Raw genomic sequence first — 18,900 nt, forward strand, 5'->3', positions numbered from 1 at the left:
CACCGACCACCCAGCGCCCTCACCCACCCTTCATCCGGGGACCGCCGCGGCGACCGCGACCGGAGCGACGCCGTCGGATCCCCAGGTCCGCGTCCTCGTGGTCGACGACCACCCCGTGGTCCGTTCGGGCCTCGTCGGGATGCTCACGGCCGAGCCGGACCTCGTGGTGGTCGGTGAAGCGGGCGACGGGCGCGAGGGCGTGCGGCTCGCGCACGAGCTGCGCCCCGACGTCGTGCTCATGGACCTGCGCATGCCCGTGCTCGACGGCGTGGGGGCGACGAGCGAGATCCTCGGCGGACCCCGCTCCCCCGGCGACGGGCGGGGTGCGCGGCCCCGCGTCGTCGTGCTCACGACGTACGAGACCGACACCGACATCCTGCGTGCGGTCGAGGCGGGCGCGACGGGGTACCTGCTCAAGGACACGCCGCGCGACGTGCTCGTGGCCGGGATCCGGGCCGCGGCCCGCGGCGAGACCGTCCTGGCCCCCACGGTCGCGACCCGGCTCGTGACGTCGGTCCGCGGCGCGGGCGAACGGCTCACGCCCCGCGAGTCGCAGGTCCTCGCGCTGGTCGCGCGCGGTCTGAGCAACCCCTCGATCGGGCGCGAGCTGTTCATCTCCGAGGCGACCGTCAAGACGCACCTGCTGCGTGCGTTCGCCAAGCTCGGGGTCGACGACCGCACGCGCGCCGTGACCGTCGCGATCGAGCGCGGGATCCTGCCCGGCGTGTGAGGCCGCCCCCGATCTCACCCGGCCGGGGACCGGAACTCCCCGTGCGGGGGCCCGGCTGATGGAAGACTGCCCCTGTGCGTGATCTGGCGAAGCTCCCCAAGGCCCACCTCCACCTGCACTTCACCGGGTCCATGCGGCCCGAGACGCTGCGGGACCTCGCGGCGCAGTACGGGGTGCGGCTCCCGTCCGCGCTGCTCGACGGCGACCCGCTGCGCCTGCCCGCGACCGAGCGTGGCTGGTTCCGCTTCCAGCGCCTGTACGACGCCGCGCGCGCGTGCGTGCGCTCCGAGGCGGACATGCGCCGGATCGTGCACGAGGCCGCGGAGGACGACGCGGCCGAGGGGTCGGGGCGCCTCGAGATCCAGGTCGACCCCACGTCGTACGCGCCCTTCGTAGGCGGCATCTCGCCCGCGGTCGAGATCGTGCTCGACGCGGCTCGCGAGGCGAGCGCCGCGACGGGGACCGAGGTGGGCGTGATCGTCGCCGCGTCGCGCATGCGGCACCCGCTCGACGCGCGCACGCTCGCACGCCTCGCGGCGCAGTACGTGGGCGACGGTCCGGGCGAGGTCCTGGGCTTCGGGCTGAGCAACGACGAGCGGCGCGGGGACACCGCGGCCTTCGCGCCCGCTTTCGCGATCGCGCGCCGCGCGGGGCTCGCCCTGGTCCCGCACGGTGGCGAGCTCCTCGGCCCGGACCACGTGAGCGAGGTCCTGACGGACCTGGACCCGGACCGGCTCGGCCACGGGGTCCGGTCGGTCGAGGACCCGCGGGTCCTCGAGCAGGTCGTCGAGCGGGGGGTCGCCCTCGAGGTCTGCCCCGCCTCGAACGTGTCGCTCGGGGTGTACGACGACGGCGCGCAGGTCCCGCTCGGGGCGCTCGTCGACGCGGGCGCGCAGGTCGCGCTCGGGGCCGACGACCCGCTGCTCTTCGGTTCGCGGCTCGTGGCGCAGTACGAGTCGGCGCGGACCGAGCACGGGTTCTCGGACGAGGAGCTGGCCGACCTCGCACGCTCCTCGATCCGGGCGAGCCGGGCCGGGCACGCGACCACGGCGCGGCTGCTCGCGGGTGTCGACGAGTGGATCGCCGAGGCTCCGCCCACGGGCGAGGCAGCCCGTGGGTGACGCGCCCTCTCATGCCCCTCTCATCAGGGCACGGGACACTCGCGCCATGCGACGGACGACGACGTGGGTGGGCGCCCTGGTGCTCGGCTTCCTCGGCGTCGGCACGGCCGCCGTGGCACTCGTCTCCGCGAGCCCTCCGGACCGCGACCTGGGGAACCAGGTCGTCCTGAGCCCGGCCCCGGTCGAGACCGTGACCCCCACGCCCGTCCCGGCCCCGGTCGAGCCCGTCGAGGAGGAACCGGGCGAGCCCGTCGAGCCGGTCGAGAAGCCGGGCGACGGGTCCCTCGTCCCCGTCCAGCCCGCGCCGCCCCGGATCGGGAGCACCGTCGACAGCGGCACCGGCACGGCGCCTTCGACCGGCGAGCTGCCGTACGACGACGGCATGTACCACCCCGGCGACGAGTACGACGACGGCATGTACCGGCCCTCGGACGAGTACGACGACGGCATGTGGACTCCCGACACGGGGAACGGATGATGTCCGCCCCCCTCGATCCCGCCGCGCCCCACCGTCCCCGGACCACCGCGCGGCTGCTGACCGTCCGCGTCCGCATCCTCGGCGCGGTCCTCGCCCTCGCGGCCCTGGGGCTGATCATCGCGGGCGGCGTCGCGTTCACGTCCCAGCGCCGGCACGTCGACGACCGGATGGCCCTGTCCCTCACGCGCTCGCTCGAGGAGTTCGAGGCCCTCGCCCAGGACGGCGTCAACCCCTCCACGGGCGAGCGGTTCACGTCGTCGGACGACCTGGTGAACTTCGCGATGCGACAGACCGTGCCCGCCCCGCACGAGGGCATGGTGGGCTTCCGCGCCGGACGCGCCCAGTGGATCGCGGCGTCGCCCGTGCCGCTCCGGCTCGAGGACGACGAGGCGCTCATGGACGCCCTCGAGCCCCTGACCACGGGGGGCCGGGTCGTCCTGCGCGAGATCTCGACGCCCACCACCAGCTACCGGGCGCTGGTCGTGCCCGTGACGGACGGCAAGGAGCCCTCCGCCCTCGTCCTGGCGTACGACCGGGACGCCGAGCACGCCGAGTTCGACCAGGTGTTCCGGACGTACGCGATCATCGCGGTGGTCTCGCTCCTGCTCATCGGCGCGGTCGGCTGGGTCGTCGCGGGTCGCCTGCTGCGTCCGGTACGCCTGCTCGGCCAGACCGCTCGTCGGATCAGCGACACCCGCACGTCCGAGCGCATCCCGGTCACGGGGAACGACGACGTCTCCGAGCTCACCCAGGCCTTCAACGAGATGCTCGACCGTCTCGCCGCCGCGTCCGACGCCGAGCACCAGCTCCTCGACGACGTAGGGCACGAGCTGCGGACCCCGCTGACGATCGTCCGCGGGCACCTCGAGCTCATGGACCCGCACGACCCCGAGGACTCGGCGGCCACGCGCAGCCTCGCGCTCGACGAGCTCGACCGCATGCACCGGCTCGTCGACGACCTCATGACCCTCGCGACCGCCGGGAGCCCGGACTTCGTCCGCCTCGAGGAGACCGACCTGGGGCGCCTGACCGACGACATCCTCGACAAGGCCCGTCTCCTGGGCGACCGCAGGTGGAAGATCGACGCGCGGACGGGGGCCACGGCGCTCGTCGACGAGCAGCGCCTGACCCAGGCGTGGCTCCAGCTCGCCTCGAACGCCGTGAAGTTCTCCGCACCGGGATCGAAGATCACCCTGGGCTCCGCGGTGCGCGACGGCCGGATCCGGCTCTGGGTCCGGGACGAGGGCATCGGCGTCTCGCCCGACCAGCTCGAACGCATCTTCGTGCGCTTCGCCCAGGCCGAGCGCGACCCTGCGTTCCGCGACGGCGCGGGCCTGGGCCTGGCGATCGTCAGCGCGATCGCGGGCGGGCACGACGGACGGGTCGAGGTCACCTCGACCCGAGGATTCGGTTCCACGTTCACTCTCGACCTCCCGCTCGAACCCGGCCAGGCTCTCCCCGTCCCGGGGCCGGACCACGACCACAGGTCCTCCTCCCCGTCACCCGCCGGGACGGGGCCGGGCAGGGCGGACCACGACCTCTTGACTCCGCTGACCGTGGAGATCCCCGTGGTCGTCCCGGCACACCTGGGTGAAAGGACATCGCTGTGAGCCAGATCCTCGTCGTCGAGGACGAGACACGGATCTCGTCGTTCGTGTCCAAGGGGCTGCGCGCGGCCGGGTACGCGAGCACGGCCGTGACCACAGGTCGAGAGGGCTACGACCTGGCACAGACGGGCGACCACGACCTGATGATCCTCGACCTCGGTCTGCCGGACCAGGACGGATTCACGGTCCTGCGGCGGCTCCGCGCGGCGCGCAACACGATCCCCGTCATCATCCTCACGGCCCGGTCCTCGGTCACCGACACGGTCGCGGGCCTCGAGGGCGGGGCGGACGACTACATGGTCAAGCCGTTCCGCTTCGAGGAGCTGCTGGCACGCATCCGCCTGCGCCTGCGGACCGAGCCCGCAGGCGAGGTCACGGTGCTCTCGCACGGCTCGCTCAGCCTCGACCTGCGCACGCGTCGCGCCCGCACCGCGGACCGGGAGGTCGACCTCTCGGCCCGGGAGTTCGCCCTCGCGGAGACGTTCCTGCGCAACCCGGGCCAGGTCCTGAGCCGGGAGCAGCTGCTCTCGCGGGTATGGGGGTACGACTTCGACCCCGGCTCCAACGTCGTGGACGTCTACGTCCGCTACCTGCGCAACAAGCTGGGTCCCGAGCGGGTGGTCACGGTGCGCGGCATGGGCTACCGGTTGGCGGACCCGGCGGCCTGACCCGTCGGCGGCGGGCGCGGGTCCGTGTCCCGTCTCTCAGCCGAGGGGCAGCCTGTCCTCGGCCCCTGCGAGGAGCTCTTCGGCAACAGCGAGCCAGACCTCGGCGAGGGCGTCGCGCGGCGCGCCGGGCAGCAACGAGAGGACGACGCCGGCGGTGCGTGCCCGCAGCCCGACGGGGTCCGTGCTCTCGCCGAACGCCGCGAGGCAGCGGTCCACGAGTCCCCGGACCCCGGGGTACACCTGGGGCGCGAGGGTCTCGAGGACCGCGAGGTGCCCGGTCATGCACGCGAGGTCGTCCACGCGGTGACCCGGGCCAAGTGTGTCGACGTCGAGCACAGCGGCCACCCGGCGGCAGCCCGCGCCACCGACGAGGAGGACGTTGGCCTCGTAGAAGTCGCCGTGCGTCGCGACCACGGGACCGGGGTCCCGTGTCTCGACGATGCGACGCACGCCTCGTTCGAGGGCTTCGATCCGCGGGGCGAGAGCCGGCAGACGCCCGACGGCGGAGCGTGCGTAGTGCGCGGACCGCTCGGCCCAGGCGGGGCGGCGCTCGAGCAGGACGGCGTCCGGGGGCAGGGCGTCGAGCGCCCGGACCAGCTCGTGCGGGTCGACCGCGAGCGCCTGCTCGTGCCGGGGGGTCGAGGCCACGGCGGAAGCCATGGTCTCCTCAGGGCGCGCACCGAGGACGAGGATGCCCTCGCCGAGCGAGGCCAGGACCCTGGGGGCTGCGAGCGGCGCCGTCAGGCTGCAGCCCTGCGGTGCGGCCTCGGCGACCAGGAAGAGGTCGTGGCGCAGCCGGAGCTCGGCGACCCGGTCCGGGCGGACGACCTTGAGGTAGACGTCTCCCGCGGTCGTCCGCGCGCGCAGGACCGCGCGGCGCAGGGGGCGGTAGGCGACCAGGTCCAGCCCCAGGACGAGCGGGGCGTGCGGGTCGATCGAGCGCCACCGGTCGGTCAGCGTCGCGGCGTCGCAGGCCGTCGCGAGCCCCGGCAGGAGGGGGTCGACGGGGTGGCGCCACACGTGGACGGTCCGGTCACCGTCGACCATGCGCAGGATGCCGTGCCGTTCGACGACGTCCGGCGGGAGGTCGGCCGTGGTCGCCACGAGGTACTCGTCGCGACGTCCGGCGGTCCGCGGCCCCCCGGCGCGACCGCGCACGGTGACCTCGTACCCGACGCTCACCTCGGCACCCGGCCGCGCGTGCACCTGGTGCACGCGCCACGAACCGAGCGCGACGTGGTCGACGGCGAGCGCCGCCTCCAGGAGGTCCCCGGCCCGGGGGCCGGTGAGCAGCTGCGCAGCGGTGTCCATGAGAGCGACCCAAGCGGTCCGACGTGATGCGGGGATGAGGGGCGCGTGAGAGACCTCTCACGCGGTCGTTGACACCGGACGTTGTGGATGTCATTGTATCGACATGATGACACAAAGCCACGGAGGCGGTCTGCTCACACCCCTCGAGGACCTCGCCCGGCCGGTGGTCCAGGTGCCTGCACCCAGGCCCGTCGCACACCTGGGCGCCTGAGATCGCCGGGACCGAGCGGCCCTCCGCCTCCGGGCTGCAGCTCGAGATCGACCCCGCGTCGGGTGTACCTCCCTACGAACAGATCCGCTCGCAGGTCGTCGCGCACATCGCCGCCGAGCGCCTCGTGGTCGGCGACCGGCTACCGACCATCCGGGCCCTCGCGACAGACCTGGGCCTCGCCGCCGGGACCGTCGCGCGCGCCTACCGCGAGCTCGAGTCGGCCGGCATCACCACGACGCGCCGTCGCGCGGGCACGGTCGTCGCCGACGGGGTGGCCCCCACCGACGTCGTCGCCCGGCAGGCCGCACGCGCCTTCGTCGCTGCGGTGCGCGACGCGGGGCTCGACGACGACGCGATCGTCGACCTCGTGCGAGGCGAGCTCCTGCGCCGGCACGAAGCCTGAGGCCTGAGGCAGGACGCTTCACAACGATTGCGCATCCCCCGGGTCGGCGATGCGGACCCTGCGCGCGCGGCGTGAGAACGTGGTCGTGCCAGTTCTCCGGCAGGACGCCGGGCATCGAGGGGGATCACGCATGTCGAAGGAACGATCGACGAGGACGAGATGGACGGCCGCGACGGCCGCCCTCGTCGCGCTGCTGCTCGTCGGAGGGTGCGACGTCCTGAGCCCCGGCGACGGCGGGACCTCGGCCCCGCCCGCCTCGACCTCGTCGCCCTCTCCTTCCGAGACACCGACGCCCACGCCCACTCCGACGCCCAGCGAGACCCCGGCCCCTGCGCCGGAGACACCCGCTCCCGTCGAACCGGCCCCTCCCGTCGAGACGCCCGCTCCCCCGGCAGCCGAGCCCGCGCCCGTCACGCCGGCCCCCGACCCCGCGACCGAGGAGCTCGTGCGCGGGAGCACGGGAGAACGGGTCGTCGCCCTCCAGCAACGGCTTGCCGACCTCGGCTACCTCGGAGCGAGCCCCGACGGCATTTACGGTCCGGGCACGCAGCAAGCCGTCTGGGCGCTCCAGAAGGCCGCAGGCATCAGCCGCGACGGCCGGGTAGGGCCCCAGACCCAGGCCGCCCTGGACCAGGGCGTGCGGCCCACGCCCCAGAGCTCGTCGGGTCACGTGATCGAGATCGACATCGCCCGTCAGCTCGTCCTGGCCGTCGACGACGGGCGGGTCACCGCGATCATCAACGCCTCGTCCGGCAACGGCGAGCGCTACGAGGCCAAGGGCCGCACGTACTACGCCCGGACCCCCGCCGGGACGTTCCAGGTGGGGCGCCAGGTCGACGGGAGCTACGAGTCCTCGCTCGAGCTCGGGAGCATGTGGCGGCCCAAGTTCTTCAACGGCGGGATCGCGGTCCACGGCTCGGCCTCGGTCCCCCCGTCGCCCGCGTCGCACGGGTGCGTGCGGGTCTCCAACGGCGCCATGAACTGGATCTGGGACTCGTGGGGCGCCCCGGCCGGCACGACCGTGATCGTCTACTGAGCAGCACAGCCGCTCGGTCCACGAGGTAGAGGGCAGGCGTCGAGGTAGAGGGTCAGAGCCCTCTACCTCGCCCCGTACCCTCTACCTCGCCGCTCAACGAGGGGCCTCAGCGCCTCAGAGCGCGACGCCCACCAGCACGGGCTCGGGGACGAGCTCGATCCCGTACGCGTCGAGCACGCCGTCGCGCACGGTGCGCGCGAGCTCGACGATCTCCGCCGCGGTCGCGGCCCCGCGGTTCGTCAGCGCCAGGGTGTGCTTGGTCGAGAGCCGCGCCGCGCTCGACGGGCCGTGCACCCCGAACCCCTTGGTGAAGCCCGCGTGCTCGATGAGCCAGGCCGCCGAGGTCTTGACCAGGGTCGGGTCGATCTCGCCCAGGCTGGGGCCTGTGGTGCGCGAGGGGAGCGCCGACCGGACCGGGAAGCGCGGGGCGTCGGCCGGCAGCAGGTCGGCCTGGTCCGCGGCGACGACCGGGTTCGTGAAGAAAGAGCCCGCGCTCCAGCGGTCGTGGTCGGGGGCCGACGGGTCGTCGAGCAGCATGCCCTTGCTCCCGCGCAGCTCGAGCACCGCGGCGCGGACCTCGGCGCTCGGCGCCCGCTCGCCCACCTGGACCCCGAGCCGACGGGCGAGCTCGGGGTAGCCGATCGGTGCCGAGAGCGTCCCGAGCCGCATCTGGAGGTTGACGTCGAGGACGACGAACCGGGGGGACGGGTACCAGATGTCGCCGCCGTCGGGCGACGCGTGCATGGTCCGCTTGAGGAGCGAGGTGCGGTAGCCGAAGTCCAGGTCGACGAGAGGCAGCGTCCGGATGCGCGACTGCTCGCGGTCCCACACGCGCACCGACGCCACGACGCCCGCGACCTCCTGGCCGTACGCGCCGATGTTCTGCACCGGCGCGGCCCCGACCGTGCCGGGGATGCCTGACAACGCCTCGATCCCGACCCACTCCTGCGCGACGGTCTGCGCGACGAGCTGGTCCCAGTCCTGGCCCGCGGTCGCGGTCAGGCTGCCGCCCCCGCACGTGTCCTCGGCGTCGATCCGGATCTCGGAGCGCACGTCGCGCACGACGACGCCGCCGAACCCCTCGTCGCTCACGAGCAGGTTGGAGCCGCCCCCGAGGACGAGGAGCGGCTCGCCCGCGTCGTCGGCCGCGCGCACCGCGTCGATGAGCTCTGCCTCGGTGCTCGCCTCGAGGTACGCGTCGGCAGGGCCGCCGACGCGCAGCGTCGTGAGGTCGGCGAGCGTGGGCTGCTCGAGCACCTCGCCCCGACCGGGCGCGGCACCCTCGGTGACGGCTTCGACGGCGGACACGCGGCGCGAGGAGGGGGCAGTCATGGCTCCAGCCTAGTTCGCCGCCGCCGGCACCCTCTCTCGATGCCGCTCCCGCTCCTCGCCCCGGCGACCGTCAGGGGGTCTCGGTGCCCGCGCCGCCCGCCGCGGTGGGCAGCGGCTTGGCCGCGTTGACCACGAGCAGACCGATCACGAGCGGCACCGCGATGACGAGCAGCGCGGGGCGGTAGCCGCCGATGTGCTCGGCCAGGAAACCGATGAGCGGCGGGCCGACGAAGAACGCCGAGTAGCCGATGGTCGACACGACGCTGACCCGGACCGCGGCGTGCGCGGGGTCGTCCGAGGCCGCGCTCATCCCGACCGGGAACCCGAGCGCTGCGCCCATGCCCCACAGCACCACGCCCACGAGCGCGACCCACAGGTTGGGCACGAGCGTGAACACGAGCAGGCCGACGAACGCGAGGCCTGCCGAGATGCGCAGCACGGCCACCCGGCCGAACCGGTCGAGCAGGCCCGTCCCGAGCAGGCGCATGCCCGTCATGGCGGTGAGGAAGATCCCGAGCGCGACGGCGCCCATCGCGTCGGACGTGCCGAACCCGTCGACGACCGCGAGCCCGACCCAGTCGTTCGCCGCGCCCTCGGTCAGGGCGGCGGCCAGGACCACGAGGCCGATGAGCAGCGTGCGCGGTTCCTTCCACGCGGCAAGGGCGCTGCGCGCGCCCTTTCCGTGGACCGCGGTCGCGGGGTCCTCGCCCGCCGCGTCGTCCCGCAGGTCGCCCGACGACGCCGCGAGGGCCTCGTCCGTGACCGCACCTGCGGGGAGGAAGGACCGCACGCACCACAGGACCGCGAGCAGGCTCAGTGCGAGAGCCACCGCGAGGTGCCACTGCACGGGGACCCCTGCGAGCGCGGCCAGTGCGCCGACGCCGGCCCCTGCCATGGTCCCGAACGAGAAGCCCGCGTGGAAGCGGGGCATGATCGCCTTGCCGAGGCGCTGCTCGACCGCCGCGCCCTCGATGTTCATCGCGGCGTCCCAGACCCCGGTGCCGATCCCGAAGAGGAACAGGCCGACCCGTACGACGTCGACCGAGCCCTGGGACACGCCCGTGACGGCCACGACGAGCCCCGCCACGTTGACCGTCGCGAAGATCACGACCGCGCGCGAGGCGCCGACGCGCTGGACGACCATGCCCGAGAGCGGCAGCGCGAGGAGCGAGCCGATCGCGGCGAACAGCAGCAGGAAGCCCATGCTGCCCTCGGAGAGCCCGAGCGCGTCCCGGACCGCGGGCAGGCGCGAGGCCCAGCTCGCGAAGTTGAAGCCGTTGAGGAAGAACACCGCGAACACGGCCCAGGTGGCTGCCTGGACGACGCGGGCGGCGCTCGCTGCGCGCTGCTCCCCGGAGCGGGGGGCGGGCGGGGTGGTCATGCGGGGGTCTCCTCGCGTCGGTGGGAGGTCGAGCCGGTCGGTGCAGGGTCGGTCGCGCCGTGTCGTCGCACACCACGACGGCGGCGCGTGCGCAGGGTCGACGGTACCGCGTGATGAGTTACCACCTGGTCAGGCTTCGCGGTCGCGTCAGGAGCGCCCGCCACGGTGTCCTCGGCGCGCACGTCGCGGTCGCCGTCACCGTCGAGCAGGGCGTCGTCCGTGCCGGTGCCGACCGCTCGGCGACCCGCGGGCGGGACGGGAGCCCCGCCGTCGGGCCCTGCGAGCGGTGCCGGGCGCTCCCCCGCGACGAGCGGCGCGACCTTCTTCGAGAGCAGCACGCTGACGACCATCGCGACCACGATGAGGACGAGCGCGTGACGCGCGCCCATGGCCTCGGCAGCGATGCCCAGCAGCGGCGGGGCCGCGAGCGAGGCCATGGACGAGAACGCCGAGACGACCGAGACACGGCTCGCCGCCTGCATCGGCTCGTCCGAGGCCGCGGCGATGCCGATCGGGACCGCGAGCGCTGCACCCAGGCCCCACGCGACCACGCCCACGCCCGCGAGGGCGAGGTTCGGGGCGAACCCGAACAGGAGGAGGCCACCGATCGAGGCGACCCCCGAGACCCGGAGCACCGCGACGCGGCCGTAGCGGTCGATCAGGCGCGTGCCCAGCAGGCGCATGACGGTCATCGCGCCGACGAACGCGCCGAACACGACCGCGCCCACGGCCTCGGTCTGGTCGAACCCGTCGACCACGGCGAGCGAGAGCCAGTCGTTCGCGGACCCCTCGGACAGTGCCGCGGCCATGATGACGAGGCCGATGAGCAGCGTGCGGGGCTCACGCCACGCACCGAGCGCGGCCCCCAGGCGCACGCGCCGCGAACGCGGGTGCAGCGCTGCGGCGGCCTCGACCCCGTCGGGGCCGGCGTCGCCCAGGCGCCCCTCGACCCGCGGGCGGGGCAGCGTGTCGTGGATGAACATCGGGATGCTGGCCAACCGCCAGACCGTCGCGACGACCGCGGTGCCCACGAACTGCGCCAGGACCGGGACGTCGCCCGCGGCGCACGCCGCACCGACGAGCGAGCCCAGGACGGCACCGATGCTGAAGGCCGCGTGGAACTGCGGCAGGATCGTGCGGCCCGTCCGACGCTCGACGCTCGCGCTCTCGACGTTCATGGGGACGTTGCCGAGCGAGAAGGCCACGCCGTTGAGGAAGATGCCCGCGGCCAGCAACGGGACCGAGCCCGTCGCGGGGCCGACGCCCAGGAGCACGAGGGCCGCGGCGAAGAAGCCCGTCGAGGCGAGCATGGCCGCACGGCCGCCGAAGCGGTTGACGATCGGCCCGGCGAGCGTGACGGTCAGGAGCGCACCGACAGCGCCGGCGAGGAGCACGAAGCCCAGGCCCTTGGGCGTCATGCCCAGGGCGTCACGCACCGAGGGGATGCGGGCGAGCCAGCTCGACATGGTGATGCCGTTGAGCAGGAAGATCCCCAGGAGGGACCAGCGGGCGCGGGAGAGGCCGGGGTCGAGCGCTGGTCGAATCGATTCGATACCTGCGTCGGGAGTGGCCTTCGAAACGATTCGAGACATGGTGACAAGTCTGCGGGTAGTCTGGCCGCGCCGTCAAACACCTTTTCCGTGCGTCACGGCGGATCCGAGTTCGTCCAGAAGACCGGCAGAGGGGCAACGATGACCGAGACCGAGCAGGCACCCAAGCCGCCAGGCCGTCCGACCCTCGCCCGCGTCGCCGCGCTCGCCGGTGTCTCGGTGTCCACCGCGTCGCTCGCGTTCTCCGGTGCTGGCCCCATCACCCCCGAGACGCGCGACCGCGTCATGGCCGCCGCGACCGAGCTCGGCTACGCCGGTCCCAACCCGCTCGGCCGCCAGCTCCGCTCGGGACGGTCCGGGATCGTCGGCGTCGTGATCGGCGACCAGCTCAAGCGCGCCTTCCGCGACCCCGTCGCGGTCCAGGTCCTCGACGGGCTCGTCTCGACGCTCGGGACCAGCGGCCTCGGCGTGCTCCTCATCCCCGGCATCCCGTCCGAGGACCCGTCCCGCGCGGTCGACCCTCTCATCGAGAGCGCAGCGATGGACGTCGCGGTCCTCGTCTGGGGCATCGGGACCGACGACGCGCCCCTCGCCGCGCTGCAGCGCCGCGGCGTCCCCGTCGTGATCGGCGAGGGGCACCCCGTACCGGGGACCCCGCTCGTCGGCATCGAGGACCGCAAGGGCACGGCCGAGGTCGTGCGACACCTCGTCGACCTGGGGCACACCCGCGTCGCCGAGATCACCCTCCCCCTCGACAACTCACGCCGCAGCGGCGTCATCGACGCCGACCGCCTCGCCCAGGCCGACCGCACCCCCACGCTCAACCGGCTCGCGGGCGTGCGCGACGTCGTCGAACCTCTCATCTCCTGGGAGACCGAGGCCTCGCTCGTCGAGCACGGGCACGCGGCAGCGGTCGAGATCCTCGGGACCTGGGTACCGTCCGACGAGCGACCGACGGCGATCATCGCGCACTCGGACCTGCTCGCCGCGGGCGCCGTCCTGGGCGCCAAGGAGCTCGGCCTACGCGTGCCCGAGGACGTGTCCGTCGCGGGCTTCGACGGGCTCGACCTGCCGTGGCTCAGCCCGGACACCCTCACGAGCGTGCACCAGCCTCTCGCCGAGAAGGGCGCCGAGCTCGGCCGCGCGGTGGTCTCGCTCCTCGCGGGCAAGGAGCCCGAGACCGTGATGCTCGACGTCACGCTCGTCGTCGGGACCACGACCGGGCCCGTCCCGGCCGCCTGAGCCGCAGGGTCAGGTCCGGCCGCACCGTCGCTCTCGGTCCCCACGGCCCTCCCACCGACGCCGGAGGGCGCCTCTCCCGTGCGGGAGAGGCGCCCTCCGTCGATGTGCTGGCGGCGCTGGTGTCCGGCTCTCAGAGGCGGACGACGGCCTGCGACTTCATGAGCACCTTGGCACCCTCGAACGTGACGGTGAGGTCGACGCGGACCGTGCGGGCCTCGGGGTCGATCGCGCCGATCGTGCCGGACACCGAGATGACCGCCTCGCCCGGGTTCGGCACGGGCACGGGGCGCGTGAAGCGGGTCTGGTAGTCGACGACCGCCCCCGGGTCCCCGGCCCAGTCCTCGACGAGGGTCACCGCCGCACCCATGGTGAACATGCCGTGCGCGATCACGCCGGGCAGGTCCACGCTCTGGGCGAAGGTGTCGTTCCAGTGGATCGGGTTGAAGTCGCCGCTCGCGCCGGCGTACCGGACGAGGCGTGCGCGGTCGACAGCGATCTCCCGCGTCCCGACGACGTCACCGACCGCGAGAGCGGAGAGGTCCGGTCGCGTGGTGCTCACCGGGGAAGCCGTGTGCTCGGTCATGCGTCCTCCCCGCGGACGACGAGGCTGGACGTGACGGTCGCGACGGGCTCGACGGTTCCGGAGCCGTCGGCCGCCAGGGCGCCGATCTCGGCGCGCGTGGTGACCATCGAGATGCCCGCCCGCTGCGTGATCGAGTCGACGTGCAGGACCGTCACCAGCTCGTCGCCGGCGACGATGGGTCGGTGGTGCACGAACCGCTCGTCCGCGTGGACGACCCGCGTGAAGTCGACGCCGGCCTCAGGGTCCTGGATGAACGGGGCCTCGGCCCGCTGCGCGACGACCACCGCGAAGGTGGGCGGCGCGATCAGGTCCGGATAGCCCAAACCCCGCGCTGTGACCACATCGTGGTGCGCGGGGTGGGTCGAACCGACGGCGCTGGCGAACTCGCGGATCTTCTCGCGGCCTACGGAGTACGGGGCGGTGGCCGGGTACTCACGACCGGCGTAGTCAGCGTTGATCGCCATGCGTGTCGGTGCTGCTCAGAGGAGCCGCTGGATCAGCGGGTCTCGCGGTGAGCGGTGTGCTTGCCGCAACGCGGGCAGAACTTCGCCAGCTCGAGACGGTCGGGGTCGTTGCGGCGGTTCTTCTTCGTGATGTAGTTGCGCTCCTTGCAGTCCACGCATGCGAGCGTGATCTTCGGGCGAACGTCTGAGCTCTTGCTTGCCACGGTAGTGCCACCTCTCGCGCCTCCGGAGGGCGCTACGTGCTTGCTAGGCCGCACGGCGCCGGCCGCCGTACGGTGTGATGTCAGGAAGTGGTAGCGGGGGCGGGGCTCGAACCCGCGACCTCACGATTATGAGCCGTGCGCTCTGACCAACTGAGCTACCCCGCCGCGTGATGAACGCGGGGTCGTGTCGCCAGTATTCCAGCGAGACGACCCCGCGTCACTTCACAGAGCCCCGAAAGGGAATCGAACCCTTGACCTTCTCCTTACCATGGAGACGCTCTGCCGACTGAGCTATCGGGGCAGCGGTGAAAAGATTACACGGGTTCTGCCGTGGTGCGAAATCGACCTCTGCGACCACCCGGAAACCCAGTGATCAGGCCGATTTCTCGACCTGCGGGCCGTGCGCTCCGAGGCCCGCGCGACACGTCGCACGCGTCGGACATGTCAGGACTTCACCCCCCACGTCGACCGGACGACCCATCGGCCGAGAGACCGCGGCGAGCTCCGACGTCGGGCGGGAAGCGTGCGCACCCCCGCCGGCCCGCGACGTCCGCCGGACCGTCCACCCCGTCCGAATCTCCACCAACGCGAACGAGGCGCCACCCAAGGGGTGACGCCTCGTTCAAGTGCGTGGCAGGTGAGGGATTCGAACCCACGAAGGCTATGCCGTCTGATTTACAGTCAGATCCCTTTGGCCGCTCGGGCAACCTGCCATGTTCGGTTGTGCACTCTCGCCACACGTTCGCGACCAGGCTGCACCGAGGCGCAACCAGAGGACGCTTCCGAACTGCGGGAGCGTGGCAACAGTACAGCCGATCGGGCCCTGGTGAAAAATCGACCCCGCGCGCGGACCCCGCCCACGCTTACAGTGGACCGTGAGCCAGGCCCCCCAGCACCCCGTGAACGACCTCTCCGCACCACCGGACGCGTCCCGTCCGGGCACCCAGGCAGGCCCTGCCCCGATCGACCGCCTGGGCGTGGTCCTCGGTGCGAGCGCGTACTTCCTGTGGGGCGCGATGCCCCTGTTCTTCCCCCTGCTCCAGCCGGCCGGGCCGCTCGAGATCATCGCCCACCGCGTGGTCTGGAGCCTGCTCTTCTGCCTGCTCCTGCTGCTCGTGATGCGCAAGCTGCCCGCGTACCGGGCGGTGTTCCGGGTGCGCCGGACCGTCGGGCTCCTCGCGATCGCGGCCGTCCTGGTCGCCACGAACTGGGCCGTCTACGTCTACGGCGTGCTGTCCGGTCACGTGCTCGACGCAGCGCTCGGGTACTTCATCAACCCGCTCGTCACGGTGCTCCTCGCGGTGCTCGTGCTCAAGGAACGGCTGCGGCCCGCGCAGTGGGTGGCCCTGGGGATCGGGGCGTCGGCCGTGATCATCCTCACGATCGGCCTGGGCCGCCTGCCCTGGATCGCGCTGACCCTCGCGATCTCGTTCGGGCTGTACGGGCTCGTCAAGAACCGGGTCGGGCGCGACGTCGAGGCCCTCCCGGGGCTCGCGGTCGAGACCACGCTGCTGTTCCCCGTGGCGCTCGGCTACCTGGTCTTCCTGGGTGCGACCGGGGTCGGGACGTTCGGCACCGAGGGCACGGGCCACGCGCTCCTGCTGGCCTCGAGCGGGATCGTCACGGCCCTGCCCCTGCTGCTCTTCGGTGCGGCCGCCCGCCGTCTGCCGCTGAGCCTCGTGGGCATGCTCCAGTACCTCGCGCCCGTGCTCCAGCTCCTCGTCGGGCTCCTCGTGTTCCACGAGCCCATGCCGCCCGCGCGGTGGGCAGGTTTCTCGCTCGTGTGGCTCGCGCTCGTCGTCCTGAGCGTCGACGGCCTGCGCGCCATGCGTGCGTCCCGCCTGGCCGCGACGCGCTGACCCCCGCCTGCAGCGACGCCGCGCGGGCCGGGGCGGCATCCGCGCCGCCCGCCCACTACCGTGGACCCCAGACCAATCCACCTACCTCGTCAGGAGAGCACCGTGGCCGATTCATCGATGGACATCGTCAGCAAGGTCGACCGCCAGGAGGTCGACAACGCCCTCAACCAGGCCGTCAAGGAGATCCAGACGCGCTACGACTTCAAGAACGTCGGCGCCTCGATCGCCTGGAGCGGCGAGAAGATCGTCATGATCGCCAACTCCGAGGAGCGCGTGCTCGCGATCCTCGACGTCTTCCAGACCAAGCTCATCAAGCGCGGGATCTCGCTCAAGGCGTTCGACACGGACGACAAGGAGCCCAAGCTGTCGGGCAAGGAGTACCGCCTCGAGGGCGTGCTCAAGGAGGGCCTCGCCGGCGAGAACGCCAAGAAGATCACCAAGATCATCCGCGAGGAGGGGCCCAAGGGCGTCAAGACGCAGATCACGGGCGACGAGGTCCGCGCGACCAGCAAGTCGCGCGACGACCTCCAGGCCGTCCAGTCGCTGCTCAAGGGCGCGGACCTGGACTTCGCGGTGCAGTTCACGAACTACCGCTGACACCCTCTCGCGACGGGCGCGTCGCCGGTCGGGCTCGTGCCCGACGGCGGCGCGCCCGTCCGCGTGTCGGGTCCCGCCGTGTCACGCCCACGACGCGCGGGCGTGTCGCCGCCGCACGAACCTAGACTCGCGGCGTGGACACTCATCGACTCCCGGCGGCGGTGCCCGTGCTGAGCCACGGGGTCCACCGCGCCGTCCCGGCCCACCCTGCTGGCTGCTCTGCATGACCAGCCCCCTGCGGCCGCCCCGCGTCGTCGCGACCGACCTCGACGGGACCCTGCTGCGCTCGGACGGCTCCGTCTCCGAGCGCACGCGCGAGGTCCTGGCAGCCCTCGACGACGCCGGGACCCAGGTCGTGTTCGTGACCGCTCGCCCGCCGCGCTGGCTCACGGAGGTCGGGCGGCTGGTCGGTGGCCACGGCGTCATCATCTGCCTGGGCGGGGCGTGCGTGTACGACGTCGGCACGCTCCAGGTCGTCGAGTCCCGCGGTTTCGCGCCGCTCGCCCTGGGCGACGTGGTCCGTGACCTGCGGGCGGCGGTGCCGGGGGTCGCGCTGGCCGTCGAACGGGTCGACGGGCCGGTGTTCGACCCGACGTTCCGGCACGACGAGGGCATGCCCGAGGAATGGCGCGGACCGGTCGAGCGTGCGCTCGACGCCCCCGTCGCGAAGCTGCTCGCGCGCACCGACGACACCTCGCAGGACGAGTTCTTCGAGCGCGTGCTGGACGCGGTCGGCGACCGGGCCCTGCTCGCCTACTCGGGGGCCGCGGGCCTCGCCGAGCTGCTCCCTCCCGACGTGACCAAGGCCGGCGCGCTGTCCGCCTGGTGCGCGTCGCACGGCATCGAGGCGAGGGACGTGTGGGCGTTCGGCGACATGCCCAACGACCTGCCCATGCTGGCCTGGGCCGGAACCTCGTACGCCGTAGCGAACGCGCACCCCGACGTGCTGGGCGCGGTCACGCACCGCACGGCGTCCAACGACGAGGACGGCGTCGCGGTCGCGCTCGAGGGCCTGCTCGACACCTCGGTACCGCACCCCCGCCCGTCGGCCGACAGGTCGGGCACATGATGTTCGCCCTCGCACGGCAGGACGGTCGTCGCTCTCTCTCCCGCCGCGCTCGCCGGCTGTCGGCCCTCGCGCTGGCGGTCGCGCTCACGGCCGCAGGCTGTACCGCGCCCGCGTCGCCCGACCCGGAGGTGCCGTCCGCCGCGGCCGACGCGCCGTCACGCCCGGCCCAGCCCGACGACGCCGCGCTCACGACGTACTCCTACGGCCCGCGCCCCGCGCAGACTGCCGACCTGATCCTGCCGGCGTCGCTCACCGAGCGGACCGAGGAACTGCGTACACCGTCCGGCAGCGAGGCTCCCGCGCCGCAGGTCGTCGACGTCGTCGTCCTCGTCCACGGCGGCGGCTGGGACGCCGCCTACGACCGCTCGTCCGAGACCGAGGTCGCCCGTGACCTGACCGACGACGGCATCGTGGTGTGGAACCTCGACTACCGCGGCGTCGGCGCGGCCGACCCGCTCGACGAGGGCGGCTGGCCCGGGACGTTCGAGGACGTCGCCGCAGGCCTCGACCTCCTCCCCCATGCCCTCGGGGAGGCGGGCCTCGCACCCGGGCGCGTAGCCGTCGTCGGGCACTCCGCGGGCGGGACCATGGCCCTGTGGCTCGCCGCCCGCCACACCCTGCCCGACGGCGCCCCCGGCGCGGCTCCGCTCGTCCGTCCCGACCTCGTGGTCACCCAGGCAGGCGTGAACGACCTGAAGACCGCCGGGGCCGAGGGGGCCGTCGAGGGGGCCGTCCAGGGGCTCATGGGCGGCTCGACGAGCGAGGTCCAGGACGACCGGTACGACCTCGCGTCGCCCACCGCACTGCTCCCGCTCGGTGTCCCGACGCTCGTCACGACGGGTGACCTGGACGCCGTGGTCGTGCCGTCGGTCGCGACCGACTACGCCGAGGCTGCGCAGGCCGCCGGAGACGACGTGACGCTCGCGGTGATCCCCGGCGAGGACCATCTGTCACCCCAGAACCCCCGCTCGGACGCCTGGGCCGCGGTGCGCGACTGGCTGGCCGAGCGCGGGATCGCCCCGGCCGGGTCCGCGAGGTAGAGGTCCCGTCGAGGG

General features: G+C 73.3%; 19 protein-coding genes and 3 tRNA genes. 12 read left to right on the forward strand and 10 right to left on the reverse strand.

Annotated elements, in window-relative coordinates; all coding sequences use genetic code 11:
• The first annotated feature begins 97 nt into the window (after nt 1-97).
• The 5 genes from ACFWGN_RS06420 to ACFWGN_RS06440 all read left to right on the forward strand — a co-directional run bounded on the left by ACFWGN_RS06420 (nt 98) and on the right by ACFWGN_RS06440 (nt 4,604).
• A complete protein-coding gene (locus ACFWGN_RS06420) occupies nt 98-730 on the forward strand; it encodes a response regulator (protein ID WP_377616314.1) in 633 nt (210 codons plus the stop codon).
• Between the two features lie 74 nt (nt 731-804).
• Nucleotides 805-1,851 (forward strand): adenosine deaminase, encoded by a 1,047-nt coding sequence (locus ACFWGN_RS06425; RefSeq protein WP_377616162.1) that lies wholly within the window; start codon nt 805-807, stop codon nt 1,849-1,851.
• Nucleotides 1,852-1,897: 46 nt separating this feature from the next.
• Nucleotides 1,898-2,329 (forward strand): hypothetical protein, encoded by a 432-nt coding sequence (locus ACFWGN_RS06430; RefSeq protein ID WP_191801449.1) that lies wholly within the window; start codon nt 1,898-1,900, stop codon nt 2,327-2,329.
• Entirely contained in the window at nt 2,329-3,939 is a 1,611-nt protein-coding gene (locus tag ACFWGN_RS06435) for a cell wall metabolism sensor histidine kinase WalK (RefSeq protein WP_225219970.1), read from the forward strand. Before ACFWGN_RS06430 ends, ACFWGN_RS06435 begins: the two co-directional genes overlap by 1 nt.
• Nucleotides 3,936-4,604 carry a response regulator transcription factor gene (locus tag ACFWGN_RS06440; protein ID WP_377616164.1) on the forward strand — a complete coding sequence of 223 codons (669 nt, stop codon included), beginning with the start codon at nt 3,936-3,938 and terminating at the stop codon, nt 4,602-4,604. Before ACFWGN_RS06435 ends, ACFWGN_RS06440 begins: the two co-directional genes overlap by 4 nt.
• A gap of 36 nt (nt 4,605-4,640) precedes the next feature.
• Here ACFWGN_RS06440 and ACFWGN_RS06445 read toward each other — a convergent pair whose 3' ends face one another.
• Nucleotides 4,641-5,915, reverse strand: coding sequence for a phosphotransferase family protein (locus ACFWGN_RS06445; RefSeq protein ID WP_377616165.1), 1,275 nt, complete (start codon nt 5,913-5,915; stop codon nt 4,641-4,643).
• 293 nt (nt 5,916-6,208) lie between these two features.
• On the opposite strand from ACFWGN_RS06445, the gene ACFWGN_RS06450 reads away from it, so the two are divergent.
• Together ACFWGN_RS06450 and ACFWGN_RS06455 are read left to right on the forward strand one after the other, a co-directional pair.
• Nucleotides 6,209-6,529, forward strand: a complete 321-nt coding sequence (locus ACFWGN_RS06450; protein WP_377616316.1) for a GntR family transcriptional regulator — start codon at nt 6,209-6,211, stop codon at nt 6,527-6,529.
• Between the two features lie 130 nt (nt 6,530-6,659).
• Nucleotides 6,660-7,565 carry a L,D-transpeptidase family protein gene (locus ACFWGN_RS06455; protein WP_377616166.1) on the forward strand — a complete coding sequence of 302 codons (906 nt, stop codon included), beginning with the start codon at nt 6,660-6,662 and terminating at the stop codon, nt 7,563-7,565.
• 114 nt (nt 7,566-7,679) lie between these two features.
• Here ACFWGN_RS06455 and ACFWGN_RS06460 read toward each other — a convergent pair whose 3' ends face one another.
• The 3 genes from ACFWGN_RS06460 to ACFWGN_RS06470 form a co-directional block, all read right to left on the reverse strand.
• Nucleotides 7,680-8,897, reverse strand: a complete 1,218-nt coding sequence (locus tag ACFWGN_RS06460) for a UDP-N-acetylmuramate dehydrogenase (RefSeq protein ID WP_377616168.1) — start codon at nt 8,895-8,897, stop codon at nt 7,680-7,682.
• 70 nt (nt 8,898-8,967) lie between these two features.
• Nucleotides 8,968-10,278 carry an MFS transporter gene (locus ACFWGN_RS06465; RefSeq protein ID WP_377616169.1) on the reverse strand — a complete coding sequence of 437 codons (1,311 nt, stop codon included), beginning with the start codon at nt 10,276-10,278 and terminating at the stop codon, nt 8,968-8,970.
• Nucleotides 10,275-11,870, reverse strand: coding sequence for an MFS transporter (locus ACFWGN_RS06470; protein WP_377616170.1), 1,596 nt, complete (start codon nt 11,868-11,870; stop codon nt 10,275-10,277). Before ACFWGN_RS06470 ends, ACFWGN_RS06465 begins: the two co-directional genes overlap by 4 nt.
• Nucleotides 11,871-11,969: 99 nt before the next feature.
• Here ACFWGN_RS06470 and ACFWGN_RS06475 point away from each other — a divergent pair, with 99 nt between their 5' ends.
• Nucleotides 11,970-13,070 carry a LacI family DNA-binding transcriptional regulator gene (locus tag ACFWGN_RS06475; RefSeq protein ID WP_377616171.1) on the forward strand — a complete coding sequence of 367 codons (1,101 nt, stop codon included), beginning with the start codon at nt 11,970-11,972 and terminating at the stop codon, nt 13,068-13,070.
• A 130-nt stretch (nt 13,071-13,200) separates the two neighbouring features.
• Here the strand turns inward: ACFWGN_RS06475 and ACFWGN_RS06480 are convergent, their stop codons facing one another.
• From ACFWGN_RS06480 to ACFWGN_RS06505, 6 genes are all read right to left on the reverse strand, one after another.
• A complete protein-coding gene (locus ACFWGN_RS06480) occupies nt 13,201-13,653 on the reverse strand; it encodes a MaoC family dehydratase (RefSeq protein ID WP_191801463.1) in 453 nt (150 codons plus the stop codon).
• Nucleotides 13,650-14,117 (reverse strand): MaoC family dehydratase N-terminal domain-containing protein, encoded by a 468-nt coding sequence (locus ACFWGN_RS06485; RefSeq protein ID WP_056653682.1) that lies wholly within the window; start codon nt 14,115-14,117, stop codon nt 13,650-13,652. The genes ACFWGN_RS06480 and ACFWGN_RS06485 overlap by 4 nt, the downstream gene beginning before the upstream one ends.
• A 32-nt stretch (nt 14,118-14,149) precedes the next feature.
• On the reverse strand, nt 14,150-14,320 hold the full coding sequence (gene rpmG / locus ACFWGN_RS06490; RefSeq protein ID WP_030151977.1) for a 50S ribosomal protein L33: 171 nt from the start codon (nt 14,318-14,320) through the stop codon (nt 14,150-14,152).
• Between the two features lie 88 nt (nt 14,321-14,408).
• Nucleotides 14,409-14,485, reverse strand: a tRNA-Met gene (locus ACFWGN_RS06495).
• Nucleotides 14,486-14,548: 63 nt separating this feature from the next.
• Nucleotides 14,549-14,621 (reverse strand) — tRNA-Thr (locus ACFWGN_RS06500).
• Between the two features lie 330 nt (nt 14,622-14,951).
• Nucleotides 14,952-15,033 (reverse strand) — tRNA-Tyr (locus tag ACFWGN_RS06505).
• 162 nt (nt 15,034-15,195) lie between these two features.
• Between ACFWGN_RS06505 and rarD the strand changes: the two genes are divergently transcribed.
• The 4 genes from rarD (at nt 15,196) to ACFWGN_RS06525 (ending at nt 18,885) form a co-directional block, all read left to right on the forward strand.
• Complete coding sequence (gene rarD, locus ACFWGN_RS06510; protein WP_377616172.1) at nt 15,196-16,179, forward strand: EamA family transporter RarD; 984 nt, start codon at nt 15,196-15,198, stop codon at nt 16,177-16,179.
• Between the two features lie 102 nt (nt 16,180-16,281).
• The gene (locus ACFWGN_RS06515; RefSeq protein WP_191801466.1) at nt 16,282-16,776 is read left to right on the forward strand and encodes a YajQ family cyclic di-GMP-binding protein; all 495 of its coding nucleotides are present in this window, start codon (nt 16,282-16,284) and stop codon (nt 16,774-16,776) included.
• Nucleotides 16,777-16,999: 223 nt separating this feature from the next.
• Complete coding sequence (locus ACFWGN_RS06520) at nt 17,000-17,845, forward strand: HAD family hydrolase (RefSeq protein ID WP_377616173.1); 846 nt, start codon at nt 17,000-17,002, stop codon at nt 17,843-17,845.
• A complete protein-coding gene (locus ACFWGN_RS06525; protein WP_377616174.1) occupies nt 17,842-18,885 on the forward strand; it encodes an alpha/beta hydrolase family protein in 1,044 nt (347 codons plus the stop codon). Before ACFWGN_RS06520 ends, ACFWGN_RS06525 begins: the two co-directional genes overlap by 4 nt.
• The last annotated feature ends 15 nt before the right edge of the window (nt 18,886-18,900 follow it).

This window comes from Oerskovia sp. NPDC060338 (assembly GCF_042726295.1).
Taxonomy (GTDB): Bacteria; Actinomycetota; Actinomycetes; order Actinomycetales; family Cellulomonadaceae; genus Oerskovia; species Oerskovia merdavium.

Excerpts from the sequence above, each read along its gene's own strand:
- ACFWGN_RS06430 (WP_191801449.1), top strand. The coding sequence starts at position 1,898 with ATGCGACGGACGACGACGTGGGTGGGCGCCCTGGTGCTCGGCTTCCTC.
- ACFWGN_RS06435 (WP_225219970.1), top strand. The coding sequence starts at position 2,329 with ATGTCCGCCCCCCTCGATCCCGCCGCGCCCCACCGTCCCCGGACCACC.
- ACFWGN_RS06445 (WP_377616165.1), bottom strand. The coding sequence starts at position 5,915 with ATGGACACCGCTGCGCAGCTGCTCACCGGCCCCCGGGCCGGGGACCTC.
- ACFWGN_RS06455 (WP_377616166.1), top strand. The coding sequence starts at position 6,660 with ATGTCGAAGGAACGATCGACGAGGACGAGATGGACGGCCGCGACGGCC.
- ACFWGN_RS06460 (WP_377616168.1), bottom strand. The coding sequence starts at position 8,897 with ATGACTGCCCCCTCCTCGCGCCGCGTGTCCGCCGTCGAAGCCGTCACC.
- ACFWGN_RS06465 (WP_377616169.1), bottom strand. The coding sequence starts at position 10,278 with ATGACCACCCCGCCCGCCCCCCGCTCCGGGGAGCAGCGCGCAGCGAGC.
- ACFWGN_RS06470 (WP_377616170.1), bottom strand. The coding sequence starts at position 11,870 with ATGTCTCGAATCGTTTCGAAGGCCACTCCCGACGCAGGTATCGAATCG.
- ACFWGN_RS06475 (WP_377616171.1), top strand. The coding sequence starts at position 11,970 with ATGACCGAGACCGAGCAGGCACCCAAGCCGCCAGGCCGTCCGACCCTC.
- ACFWGN_RS06480 (WP_191801463.1), bottom strand. The coding sequence starts at position 13,653 with ATGACCGAGCACACGGCTTCCCCGGTGAGCACCACGCGACCGGACCTC.
- ACFWGN_RS06485 (WP_056653682.1), bottom strand. The coding sequence starts at position 14,117 with ATGGCGATCAACGCTGACTACGCCGGTCGTGAGTACCCGGCCACCGCC.
- ACFWGN_RS06520 (WP_377616173.1), top strand. The coding sequence starts at position 17,000 with ATGACCAGCCCCCTGCGGCCGCCCCGCGTCGTCGCGACCGACCTCGAC.
- ACFWGN_RS06525 (WP_377616174.1), top strand. The coding sequence starts at position 17,842 with ATGATGTTCGCCCTCGCACGGCAGGACGGTCGTCGCTCTCTCTCCCGC.